The organism is Soonwooa sp., from assembly GCF_030151385.1.
Taxonomy (GTDB): Bacteria; Bacteroidota; Bacteroidia; order Flavobacteriales; family Weeksellaceae; genus Soonwooa.
Map to the genome: position 1 here is coordinate 1 of NZ_JASLDS010000046.1, position 13,845 is coordinate 13,845.

13 protein-coding genes and 1 pseudogene are annotated in these 13,845 nt (G+C 34.5%); 8 read left to right on the forward strand and 6 right to left on the reverse strand.

Translation table 11 applies throughout. From position 1 onward, the window contains the following. The 5 genes and pseudogenes from Q1V95_RS16290 to Q1V95_RS08250 form a co-directional block, all read left to right on the forward strand. A pseudogene (locus Q1V95_RS16290) lies at window positions 1–117 on the forward strand (DDE transposase); the annotation flags it as partial. Window positions 118–226: 109 nt separating this feature from the next. Further along, window positions 227–2,374, forward strand: coding sequence for a DNA mismatch repair protein MutS (locus tag Q1V95_RS08235; protein WP_300672804.1), 2,148 nt, complete (start codon window positions 227–229; stop codon window positions 2,372–2,374). 90 nt (window positions 2,375–2,464) lie between these two features. Next, window positions 2,465–2,926: a hypothetical protein gene (locus Q1V95_RS08240; RefSeq protein ID WP_300672599.1), complete on the forward strand. Its 462-nt coding sequence runs from the start codon at window positions 2,465–2,467 to the stop codon at window positions 2,924–2,926. An 86-nt stretch (window positions 2,927–3,012) separates the two neighbouring features. Then, window positions 3,013–3,381: a hypothetical protein gene (locus tag Q1V95_RS08245; protein WP_300672604.1), complete on the forward strand. Its 369-nt coding sequence runs from the start codon at window positions 3,013–3,015 to the stop codon at window positions 3,379–3,381. A gap of 128 nt (window positions 3,382–3,509) precedes the next feature. Next, window positions 3,510–3,740: a hypothetical protein gene (locus Q1V95_RS08250; protein WP_300672606.1), complete on the forward strand. Its 231-nt coding sequence runs from the start codon at window positions 3,510–3,512 to the stop codon at window positions 3,738–3,740. 151 nt (window positions 3,741–3,891) lie between these two features. Here the strand turns inward: Q1V95_RS08250 and Q1V95_RS08255 are convergent, their stop codons facing one another. Both Q1V95_RS08255 and Q1V95_RS08260 read right to left on the reverse strand, forming a co-directional pair. Continuing rightward, a complete protein-coding gene (locus tag Q1V95_RS08255; RefSeq protein WP_300672608.1) occupies window positions 3,892–4,524 on the reverse strand; it encodes a hypothetical protein in 633 nt (210 codons plus the stop codon). 166 nt (window positions 4,525–4,690) lie between these two features. Then, entirely contained in the window at window positions 4,691–5,830 is a 1,140-nt protein-coding gene (locus Q1V95_RS08260; RefSeq protein WP_300672610.1) for a hypothetical protein, read from the reverse strand. 157 nt (window positions 5,831–5,987) lie between these two features. Here Q1V95_RS08260 and Q1V95_RS08265 point away from each other — a divergent pair, with 157 nt between their 5' ends. From Q1V95_RS08265 to Q1V95_RS08275, 3 genes are read left to right on the forward strand one after another with little or no spacing between them, the layout of a single operon-like run. Next, window positions 5,988–6,977 carry a hypothetical protein gene (locus Q1V95_RS08265; protein ID WP_300672612.1) on the forward strand — a complete coding sequence of 330 codons (990 nt, stop codon included), beginning with the start codon at window positions 5,988–5,990 and terminating at the stop codon, window positions 6,975–6,977. Further along, complete coding sequence (locus Q1V95_RS08270) at window positions 6,978–8,075, forward strand: hypothetical protein (protein ID WP_300672614.1); 1,098 nt, start codon at window positions 6,978–6,980, stop codon at window positions 8,073–8,075. A gap of 12 nt (window positions 8,076–8,087) precedes the next feature. After that, a complete protein-coding gene (locus Q1V95_RS08275; RefSeq protein ID WP_300672616.1) occupies window positions 8,088–8,654 on the forward strand; it encodes a hypothetical protein in 567 nt (188 codons plus the stop codon). Window positions 8,655–8,709: 55 nt separating this feature from the next. Here the strand turns inward: Q1V95_RS08275 and Q1V95_RS08280 are convergent, their stop codons facing one another. The 4 genes from Q1V95_RS08280 to Q1V95_RS08295 all read right to left on the reverse strand — a co-directional run bounded on the left by Q1V95_RS08280 (window position 8,710) and on the right by Q1V95_RS08295 (window position 13,736). Beyond that, entirely contained in the window at window positions 8,710–9,297 is a 588-nt protein-coding gene (locus Q1V95_RS08280; RefSeq protein WP_300672618.1) for an HD family hydrolase, read from the reverse strand. Between the two features lie 2 nt (window positions 9,298–9,299). Next, complete coding sequence (locus tag Q1V95_RS08285) at window positions 9,300–9,983, reverse strand: hypothetical protein (protein WP_300672620.1); 684 nt, start codon at window positions 9,981–9,983, stop codon at window positions 9,300–9,302. A 12-nt stretch (window positions 9,984–9,995) separates the two neighbouring features. Then, window positions 9,996–10,688, reverse strand: coding sequence for a dipeptidase PepE (gene pepE, locus Q1V95_RS08290; protein WP_300672622.1), 693 nt, complete (start codon window positions 10,686–10,688; stop codon window positions 9,996–9,998). 633 nt (window positions 10,689–11,321) lie between these two features. Beyond that, on the reverse strand, window positions 11,322–13,736 hold the full coding sequence (locus tag Q1V95_RS08295) for a TonB-dependent receptor plug domain-containing protein (protein ID WP_300672806.1): 2,415 nt from the start codon (window positions 13,734–13,736) through the stop codon (window positions 11,322–11,324). Window positions 13,737–13,845 lie beyond the last annotated feature (109 nt).

Consider the following 13,845-nt stretch of genomic DNA (forward strand, 5'->3'; position numbering starts at 1 on the left):
AGCACAAATGCTTCAGCAGAAAGTTTCAATGCCAAAATCAAAAACTTCAGATTACAACTTCGCGGCGTAAAAGATAGATCCTTTTTTCTATTTAGATTATCCAATCTTTTTGCTTAGTCCCCAGGTTTTGTTCTTGATCCACTGCCACCTTACACATAACAAATAACACCTATTGCCTATCACCTATTACCTATTACCTATCACTTCAATTTCTTATCTTTGTATTGTGCAAGTCAGTCAAGAAAATTTACAAGAACTAGAGTTTCCGCGCTTGTTGGCCGAAATCGCGCCACTAGCCTACTCTCCCAAAATATCCGAAAAAATCCTAGAGCTTCAACCAATGCCAATTGATGAAGCCGAATTGTCATTGAAAAAAACATCGGAGTTCCTAAGCTCCTATGAAAGCGAAAACGCTATTCCGTTTGATGAATATGAGGATATCGAAGATGCATTAAAAGTAATGCACATCGAAAATTTCCGATTAGAAAATCATGCTTTTATCAAAATTAAAAACTTAACAGAGCAAGTTGGCAAGCTTCAAAATTACTTTCCAAAACTAATCGAAGTTTTCCCGAGTCTCAATGATGATGTTAAAGATTTAGATTTTAGAAAAGAAATCATTGACAAAATCGCTAAAGTCTTTAACCGTTTTGGTGAAGTTAAAAGTGATGCTTCAACGGATTTAAAAACGATTCGAGGCGAAATCCAACATGCCAGAAAAGCCATTCAAGAGAATTTTAATCGCGCATTATCTTCACTTGCGCAAGGTGATTTTCTAGATGACATTCGTGAAAGTATTATCGACGACCAACGCGTTTTGGCTGTTAAATCTGGTTACAAAAAAAGAGTTGCAGGTCGTACATTAGGTGTTTCCAAAACAGGATCCATCACTTACATCCAACCAGAAAGTGTCGTTAATCATCAGTTTCGTCTTCGTGAAAATGAAGAATTAGAAAAAAAAGAAATTGACAGAATTCTTAGAAAGCTAACTGCTGAACTTGCAGAGTTCCAACCGCAATTAGAAGATTATCAGGCTTATATTTTTGAGCTTGACATTATCCGTGCAAAAGCAAGGTTTGCCAAAATGATCAATGGTATTTTGCCAAAGATCAATCGTCACAAAAGTTTAAAACTGATTAATGCTTTCCATCCTTTACTTTGGTTAAGAAACAAAGCCGAAAACAAAGAGATATATTCGCAGACTTTAGAACTTTCTGAGAAGAATCGTATCATTTGTATTTCGGGGCCAAATGCTGGAGGAAAATCGATTACGTTAAAAACTTTAGGTTTGCTTCAGTTGATGATTCAGACGGGGATTTTGGTTCCTGTTCATCCAAAGTCGGAGATGTTTTTCTTTGACAAATTAATGACGGACATCGGCGACAACCAATCGATTGAAAATCATCTTTCGACCTACTCTTCCCGACTCAAAAAAATGGCGAGCATCATTCGCGAAGCCAACGAAAATACGTTATTGCTAATCGACGAATTCGGGACAGGATCTGATCCAGAATTAGGTGGCGCCTTGGCAGAAGCTTTTCTAGAATTTTTCTACGAAAAAGGAAGTTATGCGATTATAACAACGCATTATACCAACATCAAATTGGTTGTAGAGCAACTTCCACATGCGATGAATGCAGCAATGCTTTTCGATGAAGAAACCTTGGAACCGATGTACAAATTGGAGATTGGTCAAGCAGGAAGTTCATTTACTTTTGAAGTTGCGGAGAAAAATCGAATTCCGAGATTCATCATTCATAATGCAAAAAAGAAAGTTGAGCACGACATTGTTAATCTTGACAAAACGATTGTAAAACTTCAACAAGAAAAATATGAAGTTGAAAAACTAAAATCTGACCTTACAACTCGAAAAGAATCTGTTGAAGACAAACGTGACAATCTTCACAAACTAAATGAACAATTACAACAAAAGCTTTTCAATTTTCAAAAATTGTATGAAGACGAACATCGCAAATTGCAATTCGGAAACAAAGTCGAAGCCTTTATAGACAGCTATACCAAAGGAAAATCGCGTAAAGATGTGGTTAAAGATTTTGTTAAACTTTTGGAACAAGAAAAATTCCGAAAAGTTGGCGCCGACAAGGATGAATCCAAACGTCTGCAAGTTGTAAAACGCAAAATTACGCAACAACTCAAGAAAGAAGAAGTCATTGAAAAGATTGCTGAAACCAACGAAAAAATCGAAGAAAAACGTCAAAAAGAACGTGCGCTTTGGTTAAAAATTGGACAACGTGTTCGCATCTCGGGAAGCACGAGTGTTGGAACCATCGAAATGATTAACAAGAATAAAATCACGGTTAATTACGGAACTTTCAAAACAGTGATTAGCGCTGACGAGTTGGAGAGAATTTGAGGTTTTTTATTAAATTTATTTAGAAAAAAGATAAATTGATTCATTACCGTTCACCTTTCTTGGTTCTTATAATTTCAAAAAAACAATGCTATGAAAATCATATTGATAATTATAACAATATTTACTTCGCAAAGCTTATATTCTCAAGGAAATACTAAGCCAGAAATAATCAAAACTTTACTTAAAGAAGTACAAGAAATTAATCACATTTATAAATCGAATATTGTTGACAAAAATCTAAAATTACAAGAATATTTTACAGATATTGTATATTGTGATATTTGTGAAAAGAAAATAGGAGATTTATTAAATCCGAAAATAGAAAATCGAACATTTATACAAAACAATCTCATAGAAGTAATTAATTTATTAGATGTCAATAAATTAAAAAAAGGGAAGTACTTATATGACACCGAAACTAAAGAATACACTTTATCCTATCTTACAGCTGCACCTAATAAAAAAACAGGATTTGAAGGAGGAAGCGCAATAATTTATTTTGAAAAATTTGATGGAAAATTTAAAATTTGTCGTATAACAACTATACCTTAATTACATAAATACAAAAACATATACACATTAGTTAATATTTAAAAAATTCAAATTGCCTTTACAACATAGCTTGAAAATTGATATTTATGTCAAAAAAAATGCTTGAAAATCTTTTTGGAGTTCAAATCAATAAAAAGGCTAATATAGCAATCGGTCTAGGCGTTCTATTATTTGTAGTGCTGTGCTTCTATTTCGTGCCTAAATTTTCTAAAAAGCAAGGAATGATAGTAAAAGAAAATTGGTATAAATCTGAATTTTCAGGAACTGTTGATAGCCTATCCCACGATTATACAAATCATGGAGTAACCTCAATCTATCTAAGTAATGGATTAAAAAAAACGAACTTACCACAGGAATATTACTACGCCATCAAAAAAGGTGATTCTATTTACAAACCAATAAATAATGATTCTTTTTTTATTAAGCGACAAAACCAATTAATAAAATTTAGATAAAAATATCTGTGTTTCCTTTGTTTAAATATTACAGCATTTGACATGGCAAAGATTCTCCAAAAGCCGAAATACTAACTTTAAAAAATATCATATTTTTTTGCTTAAATTTGAATTAAACATTTTGCAAAGTGAGTCCAGCTGAATTAAAATTAAAACTTGAATTAATTAACCAAATAACTGAATTAAAGGAAATTCGGATTGTTAAGGAATTGAAAAAACTTCTTGATTTTGAGCTTAATGAGGAAGTTTTTGAGTTATCTCAAAAACAAAAAGACAGAATTAAAGAAGCTAGAGAAGAATATTCAAAAGGCGAAATATTTTCGAACGAGGAAGTTGAAAATGAAATCGAACATTACTAGTCATAACTCACAATTCCAACATACTTTTTGTCATTCCGACTAAGGAGGAATCTCAATTTAAGATTCTTCGCTTCGCTCTGAATGGCAGCCTTTTTTCTACCTCCAGCACTAAATCATAGAATAGTATAATATTTAATCTTACTTAAGAATATCAATTATTTTTCTGTCTGTAACTCATCATTTGGAATTCAAAACTTTTGAAAATCCAACTATTTGCTAAATCATTCGCAACTTGCTCACTTATTCTTATAGGCGGTTTTATTTCTTCAATATCATCAATAATGTGCGCCTTAAATCGTAATGGTTTTGTTTTACTTTTTATATAGGAAGTTAAATTTTGGTATAAAGGGTAAGAATTTGGTGAATGCAATTGTATGTCTTTATATATAAAATATTTTCCTTTTTTATCTTCCATATCAACGCTGACACCTTTTTGCAGTGTTATCTGTACAGCCCAAGAATTAATTCGAACCGCTTCTCTATAATATGGCCAATGCACCATATTTGCAGGATTTATTATAAAACCAATGCCGTTTTCAATGGACAAACTGCAAACAAAACTTTTTATGTTAATGAAAGAAATATTAGCTTGTTTCAGGTAATTTTTAGGCTTTTCTTGAGAAACAAGTGAGTTGTAAAACCTTTGATATTCTTTGTGGATATCTTGACCATTCTGAACAACAAATTTGATTTTTAGTTCTTCGCAATATTTTACAAAATCCGAAAATTCTTCAGGACTTAAAATAAATCCTAATTTCCAAAATCCATTTTTAATTGTTCCCATATTTTTTACTTAAAATTCTTACGTTATTTCCGTTATATCTCTCATAAATAAGCGTTTAGTTCAAAAGAACTAATAATCTTATCTGTTTGGGATGGTCGAAGAAATGAAGATGAAAGCGATTTTGACTATACCTAAAAAGCGATTAACAAAATTTGACATTAATATCCTACTTCGAAAAATGTCGAAACATCGCTAAATAAAAATAAGCCATTTCTTTGGAATGTCGATCGTTAACCCAATTGGAGATATTTTGTGTTGCTAAAAGCACATCTTTATTTTGGATTTTAGTTTTCAGAATGGCAGCATAAGCGACGTGGTCAAAAGCGTCTGTCAATTCCAAAATCATCGAATCTGCATCCGAATATTCTACTCTAAAACTTTTATATTTTGCAAACAAATAGTATTCAGCATTTGGAAACATATTTTCGTCGACTTGTTTTATCTTTTTAGAATAATAATTTTGAATGCTCGCCCAAGCTTTTCCATCATCCGTCGCAATTGGCATCACTTCCATTGACATTAATTTCAATTTCGAAAATTGCCTTTCTTTGGCAGATTCTAAGCTTGTTAAGAGTTCGGATTTTGTTTCTTTGACGGTTTCCAAATCCAAGCTATTCAAACTTTTTTCGTAAGCTTCCCACTCTTTCGGCAGCGCAACAGGCTCTGACTTAAAAAAGTTTTTCGCCAATGACAATTGACCAATCGCAAGCTCCAATTTTTGAGGAATATCAAGGTCAAATGAGAAATGTTCATTTGCCGAATAGAACACAGCAAAGGCTTTTTTATCTTTTAAATATTTGAAATAAATACAATTGACAGTTCCTCGATCTCGAAAGATAAGACTTTCGTTATCCGAATAATAAATCGCATCAACATCTTTTAGTTGTTTTTTAACTTTCTCAATAGTCACCGCATCTTCCTTGTCCGTCCACACAAGATTCATGGCACCTTGATCGATATTTTCATCCTTATATTTTAACTCATCTTCAAAACCAAAAGCAAAAAAATTATCACTTTCGCTATTTAATTCCAAATCACCAATTTGCCACATAAACAGAGATTCTGCTCGGTTTTTAGCTTTCATTTTAATATTAAAAGGCAAGGTCAATTTGTCCTTATCAAAACTTACGACTTTCTCAACTTTCTTTAATTGAAGCATTTTCGCAATCTCTTCTTGCGATGGTATTTTGTCCGAGGTAGCTTCTGGTTTTACAACAGTATCGGTCGACGACGTTTGCTTTGGCGTTTTGTCAGAACAAGAACCCAAAAAACACATTGATAATAAGCAAATTTGGATGATTTTCATTTTATGTTTTTAATTGAAAAATATTAACACTTCCAAAGTAAGAAATTTTAAAACCAAAAGCATCGTTCATTTCAAAAAATCATGTATAAATCCTCAATTATTTAACAAAAGCTTTTAATATTTAGAAATATATTTTTATTTTTAAACAAAATACAATATGAAAAAATTCCTTTGGATCGGCTTATCTATTGTCGTACTGTGGTTTTTGTACATTTGGGTGCAATACCATTTTCTTTATAAGTCCTATTCTCAGGAAGAAATCAACAGCATTTTTAAAAAAGAAAATCTAGAACCTCCTGTTTACGATTCAATATTTCTGCGTGGCTACCAAATCTATTATCTGACCAATAAACTTAATAGAAATGTAGAGCTTGATCCTAATACCAATAAGAGAAAGCCTTACTTAGTTCTATTGCACGATGGCGGAAAAAGCTCAAATTATTTTTTAGATTATTTCAAAAATAAAAACACCAATTCTCGCTATCACATAATTGCGATTGACAGATTAGGATTTGGAAAAAGTCATTTTATAAAACCTGAAAGTGAGCAATACATTTTCCCTCCCGATAAAGTCGAATATGGCGAACACGCTGAATATGTCAACAGTATCGCTCCAAAAGAGATACTAGGTCAAGAAGGTCAACATCTGGAAGAAACACGCATTGTCTCCGATGGCAAAACGGCTTATGTTGGACTGCGAGCTTATAATTCGAATTATCTATCTTTTGTTAAAACATTTCTTTTCTATCCCGATCTTGATAAAAGGTCTTCTATCGCTAAATTTTTTAGTAAAACGGTGGCAATGCAGCCAATTTCTTATCTATTTCCGCGCGCTTTCGTTAACAAACATCGGGATCTTATAATGTTGGATGAACCTAAAGATCGCGCAGATGATAACACACTTGGCAACGCAAAATATTCCGAAGATCAAGCTAATGAAGGTTACAACAATCTTAATATGAAAACTGTATTTTTTATCACAGATAACGAAAAGGAAAAACAGAAAATTCGAAAGGATATTGGTAATGACAAAAACTTTATTATCGATGTAGAAAAAAAGGAAAGTATCTACACCAATCCTAGTTTTGTTAATGATATTATTATGAAAAATGATGTCTATAATTTTGATTTTAACCGAATTAAATAAATGAAAGCAATACGATTTTCCAGTTTCATTTTATTTTTGTTTGTCAATACTTTCGTTTGGGCAAACATGGCGAAACCTACGGTGGATGGCTCAACTGGCTCAACATTATTGGGAAGTAAAGATTGTGACGTCATCAGCGAAAGGATAGATATCACAGCGATTACAAAGTATAATGAGTATCAGTTGTTTGATTTGCATTACAAAGTTTCTTATAAAATAAAAAGTGCAAAAACAGCGAATCTGCCTTTGCTTTTTATCGGTACTGGACTTACAACTCCAGACTACATTATGGTGAATGGTAAAAAAGTAAATTACCAATCCAGTAATAAAAATTCGATTGACAAGTTTCCGTTTCTGAAGCCTGTTAATGATATTGGTACCGAAAAAAAAGTCAGTTTCGATGGTGAGACTGATTATAGAATCCCTATTGAAGGGAATTTGTATTTTGATGCACCAATCGTCAAAGGCGAAAATACCATCACCTTAGAATATATTGGAACGCCAGAATATAATGTCTATGGTATTTTGCGAGAATTCAAAATTGAATATGCGTTGTATCCGTCAAAATATTGGAAGTCTTTTGGTCCGATTACAGTCTTCTTGCATTTGACACCCGACACCGAATTGAGATCAACAAATATTGGAAGTGCCAAAAAATTAGAAAATAACGACTATCAAATAGACATTGAGCATTTATCCCACGACAATCTCGAAATTATTTATTCTAAAAAATTATCGCTCCTTGCAAAGTTTTTGATCATGCTTGATCCATTTGGGATTTCTTGTATTCTCTTTGTAGCAATGGCATACCTGCATTATCGTTGGGTTGTAAAAGTCCGAAAAAAACGACCAAAGAAATTCAATTATACTGTATTATTGGGAAGTTTCATCATTTCGATTTTATATTCTTTAAGCTACATTTTCAGTTTTGACTTTATCGATTGGCTGGTTGATGAGCAAGGCATGAACCACGGTTATATTTTACTGGGCATTTTCGTTATGATACCCTATTCTTTTATGATCGAACTTATCTTTTCGTGGTACATCGATGTCAGAACTAAGAAAAAACTAAATACAATAGAAGAACAAAATAACTAAAAAAACAACTTTATGAAAAAAATTATGTTTGTATTAGGCGTCCTTAGCGCGCCCTTAGCATTCTCGCAAGTAAGCACAGTTACCGATGGTTTTTCCACCAATCTTACCAAATCCGATTTGGATTTTTCTGGTGACCGAAAGCTTTATGCTATTGGTCTTAACGACAAAACATCCGACAATTATTTAGTCGTTTCTAAAAACAAAATGGGCGCAGACAATGATGTTCTTTATGTTGAAAAATTCCGCAAAAATGGTGACGGAACTTTCACAAGAGTTGTCAGTGAAAAGTTTACCCATCCGATTAACAAATCACTTTCTTTTGTTAACAACCGAATGATGTACAGTGATGTTGACAAAGATGGAAACGCAGATTTCCTTTACAACATCGAGCAAAATGAAAACGGCGTCGAAAGTCCTCTAGAAAAAGCTTGGGGCTTAGTTGTTTTTAACAATAAAGCTTACAAACTTTGGAAAAATAAAGATGATAATTTTAAGAAAACTTATACAGACGAGGCTTTTCAAAAACTTCCGGATTCTGTCAAATCTAAATTCTTAGAGTTTTTCAACGGACTTTATTAAACATAAAAAACGCAAAGCTTTGGCTTTGCGTTTTTTGATTTTTATCTAGATTGGATTATTTTAGGCGTCCTTCAGCAATATTTTTGTCAATAAGGATATCGAAAACTTCACCCATTTCGTCGGACGAACGCTTCACAGCATTTTCGATAATTTTGCGCGCTTGCTCCGCTGTAACACCAGCTTCTGTCCAGCTTTTCCCTTCTGTGTAAGAGTTCAGGATGAATGGCATAATTCGGTCGATAGAACAAGCAAAAATAGCATCAGCTGTTTTTTCTTCTTCAAATTCTAGCCAAAGATTGTAAAATTCTTCTCCCAAATCTTCGCCAAGAATTCCGAATATCTTACGTGCTGCAATTTTTTCACGCTCAAATTTTCCTTCCATTAAGGCTTCATCGAAAATAAAAGTATCGCCTGCATGAATCTCTACCAAATCATGAATTGACAACATTCTAATCACACGTAACAAATCGATTTGCTCTTTTTGTTTAGCGTAAGGATAAAGAATCTGTGCCAAAATGATAATTTGCCAGCTATGTTCAGCTGTATTTTCGCGACGGCTATCATCAGCATTATAATTTCTGCGGTTAACATTTTTTAGCGCATCAACCGCCAATATAAAGTCTATTTCTTTCTGTAATTTCATTTTTATTCTTTGTAATAATCTTTGATTTTATAGGTTTTGGTCTTTGTTTGCCATTTTCCTTTTACTAGATTTCTGGTAATGACTTTAACGTTTTCGCCACCTGTTGCATCTTCTTCAAATTCCGATACCTTTACAAGTCCTTTTTTCGGCACAACCTCATATTCTGTTTTTATATGCCAGCAACAACCTGATTTTGCATAAGTTGTAATTCGTTTTTTGCTAGAATCGGTCTCGAACATCCCAAGATTTTCATAGGTTAAATCCGTTAATTCTTCGCTCAAAACATATTGCTTCTTTGTCGAATTATAAACATAAACATCATAAGACGGCCCTCCATAACTTCCTTGATTTCCGTTACGAACAGCGACATCTTCGGAACCATCAAAATTGAAATCACCAAAAATAAGTGGGCTTTGCTCACCATACATTTCGATAACATTGACGCTTGGCTTTTGGTTTTTGTTGAGATAAAAGTACAAATCTTCCGACGTCAAAGTTTGGAAAATCTTCTTCGTTTTTTTATCGATTAATTTTATTGTTCCTTCGCCGCTACAGGTATCGCCTTCACAATTCTGAACTGAGATTTTCGCATCGAAATCATTGCTCGCATTTTTGAGATTAAAATTGTATTGACCAAAACAAAACTGTCCCAAAACTAAAACTGGTAAAAAGGCTGTCTTTTTCATCGTTGTTTGTGTTTATAATTCGCTGCCCGATTCGATTTCGTAAGGTTCTTTGCCTTGTTCGAAGATTCGGGTTAGTTGTGAGCCTTCAACTGTTATTTTGTTGTCAATTCTTCTGATCCAGTTCCCTTCTCGTAAGCCAACAACTTTAAGGTTGTTCTGTGTCAGAAATTCTAAGATTCTTGTTTCGCGGGTTTCGCCATTGTGGTGCAAATCTGGATTTGGATCCAAATAATGTGGATTGATATTAAATGGAACCAATCCCATACAATCAAAACTTGGTGGATATACAATCGGCATGTCATTGGTGGTTTTCATATTAACACCACCAATATTGCTTCCTGCACTGCATCCTAAATATGCTTTCCCCGAAACGACATTTTGTTTCAGAACTGACATCAAATGTTCTTCATGCAATGTCTTTACCAATAGAAAAGTGTTTCCTCCTCCAGTGAAGTAAGCTTTTGCTTGGTTGATGGCTTCGGCTTTGTCTTCGAACTCATGAAGTCCTCTTACTTTTTTACCAATTGTTGCAAAAAAACTTGCTGCTTTTGCGGTATACTCTTCATGCGAAATGCCTCCTGGACGTGCAAATGGGACAAATAAAATCTCATCAGCGTCCGCGAAAAGTTTTTCTAATTTTGGTTTTAAGTATTCTAAATATTGTCCTCCATATAATGTGGAAGTCGATGCTAATATTATATTCATTTTTATTGTTTTATTTTTCAGATTTTGGATTTACGATTTACGATGCATGATTTACGATGTACGATGTACGATTTAAGATTTACGATTTAAGATTTACGATTCTTAATTATTAGGATTTCTCGATTCACTTCAGCTCCACTCAGTAACCACAGTATCTAACTCCTAATTCCTAAAACTTCAATTGTAATTCGCAGATAATTATGCTCCTCCATTCACTTCGGCTCCGCTCAGTGACCACAGTCCTTAATTCCTAATTCGTAAATCGTCATTCGTAAATCGTCATTCGTCATTCGTCATTCGTCATTCGTCATTCGTCATTCGTCATTCGTCATTCGTCATTCGTCATTCGTCATTCGTAAATAACGTTTTCTAATTTATGGACAAATTTCGGGATTCTGATTTGGATGGGAAAATTTTCTTATTATCACTTTCTGTGAGGGATGGCAGCGGCATCCTTGTGGGCGAGTGAGGCGGCGGAGCGCAGCGGAGCCGTCCGAGCCAGCCCGTCAAGATATAGCGAACAGCCCGACCCAAGCGAGGAACTGGAGGCGCGGCGTAGCAAGCGACGGAAGTTACCGAGCGAAGGGGCACAGCCTAAAACAAAAATGCTTCGCAAAATCGCGAAGCATTTTTTTATAGTTTAAACTCTAATTTCACATTAAAGAATCGTCCTGTTAATCGAACCGGAACTGGATAATAAGCGGTGCTGTTAACATCATTCACCCATTGATTAGCAACAGTGTTATTAATATTAAATGCATTGAAAATCTGAACGCCCAAAGTCAATTCTCGGAAATTACCCCAGAAACCACCTGTCACTTTGTTGTCTTTTTGATCGATGAAAACCTTCGTCAAACCAATATCAACACGTTTGTAAGCAGGCAAAGTTCTTTGATAATTATACGCAGCCAAATAATCTGGCTGTCCATTGTTATCGAACATCACAGGCGTACCAGACGGCAATCCACTTGCGTAAGTCAAGGTTAAGTTAACACGCATACTTGGGAATTTTGGCATATAATCTTGGTAGAACATCGAAAACTTGAATCGTTGATCTGTCGGTCTTGGAATATAACCATGGTTTTCGATATTTTCATAAACTCTGGCATAACTTGCAGAAATCCATGAATCTACACCTGGCACAAACTCTCCAAATAATCTTGTATCTAATCCGTAAGCATAACCTTCCGCATTATTTTTACCAGAATAACGTATTCTAACATTATCCAGATAATATGGAATTAAATTATCAAACTTCTTATAGTAAGCTTCAGTTGTTAACTTAAATGGTTTTGAATCTTTAGCAGTTCCTAAACGGAATTCGTAATCGTTGCTCAAGATAATTTGGTAAGAACGTTGCGCTTTGATATTCGGATTAAAATCACCATTAAGGTCTTTGATCTCCTTATAGAAAGGTGCTTGGTAATATACACCACCTGTCAATTTGAACAACATATCCATATCCCAGTTTGGCTTAATCGCAAACTGAGCTCTTGGACTTACCAAAGTTTCTTTAGTAAAACTCCAATTCTGAACTCTTACACCTGCATTAACAAAAACCTTGTTATCTCCCCAATTGAATTTTTGAGAATATTGTGCGTAAGCTGACAATCTCGTAGCATCGATGTCATTAACGCCCGCAATGTGGTATTTTAACTTTAACGCAGAGGCATCTAGATTTCCTGGAAGTACAAAATCTCTTGGCGTGCTGTACCCCAAAGAATCCACCAATTGCCATTCGTTAGTATTATCTTGTAATTTTTCTTTTTCGATTTTAACACCAACTTCGAAGTCTGTATTGACGTTTGGTGAAAAACGTGCTCTTGCTTGTGCGCCCATCGTACGAACACGTAAATCATTTCTGGCATGATCGATTTGTCCTCCAGCATCATAAGAAGCTACGGGATCTCCAGTTTTGGGATCAAAAGCCTGTAACATATATCCTGACGCAATGCTATAATATTCGCGCTCACGATTTTGATAAGCAAAAGCATCAACACCAAGATTCCATTGTTTGGTCGGCTTATAGTTAAAGCTCAAAGTTCCCATCATGTTTTTGTACTGATCGTCCTCTTTACCATTATAACCAACAGTCAAACGGATTGGCTGAAACAATGATCCAAACTCAACTTCTTTTTGTTTTGGAATCATCTCGTAGTCGTTTTTAGAAAAATATCCTAAGAACGATACATTCAGCTTGTCATTGAATTTATACGTAATATAAGATTGGAAATCCATATACTGAGGATTGAAATCCGTATCCTCATTAAGTGTATTTAGCACCAAATTCGTATTACGATATCTCGCACTCACAAGCGCAGAAAGCTTCTTGTCCTTCGTTGTTCCACCCAAAGTTAAACGACCTCCAATAAGAGAAGCTTCACCAGAAAGTTCTAATTCTCGCGGTTGTCTATAATAGATGTTAAGCACCGACGACATTTTGTCGCCATAACGCGCTTCGAAACCTCCAGCAGATACGTTAAGCGAGCCAACCATATCTGGGTTAATGATACTCATCCCTTCTTGCAAAGAGTTTCTAATCAAAAACGGACGGTAGATTTCTATATCATTAATGTAGATAAGGTTTTCGTCATAATTACCACCACGCACCATGTACTGCGAACTAAGTTCGGTATTGGAGTTAAATTGCGGCAGTGTCTTGATCAAACCTTCTACACCACCAGAAAGTGAGGCAACAATTTGCGCTTCTCTTGGCGAAATCTCTACAGAACTAAGATCGTTAGATTTTGGTTTTATTTTCTTTTGGAAAATTACTTCTTTGATCTCGTTAAGTTTAGCAACAGGCACAAACAACACATTAAGGTTTTGCGTTTTTGGCGTCAATGGAATTTGCTTTGTAAAAGATTTGAAATCTTCTTTTTCCACTGACAAGCTTGTAACTTCGGTCGCTAATGGGATTTTAATAAAACCTTTGTTATCGGTTTGGTATTCTTGATTGTTATAAGTCACTTTTGCTTGGCCAATTGCATTGCCGTCTTCGTCCAATACTTTTAGGTTAATTTGAGAGAAAACAGCCAAAGGCGTCATCAAAAGAAATAAGGAAATATAATTTTTCAATGCTTCGTTTTTTTGGTCGTTAAATATACGATTAATGTTGATTATCTAAAGTCTAAAAACGTTGAAATCTGTAAAAAGA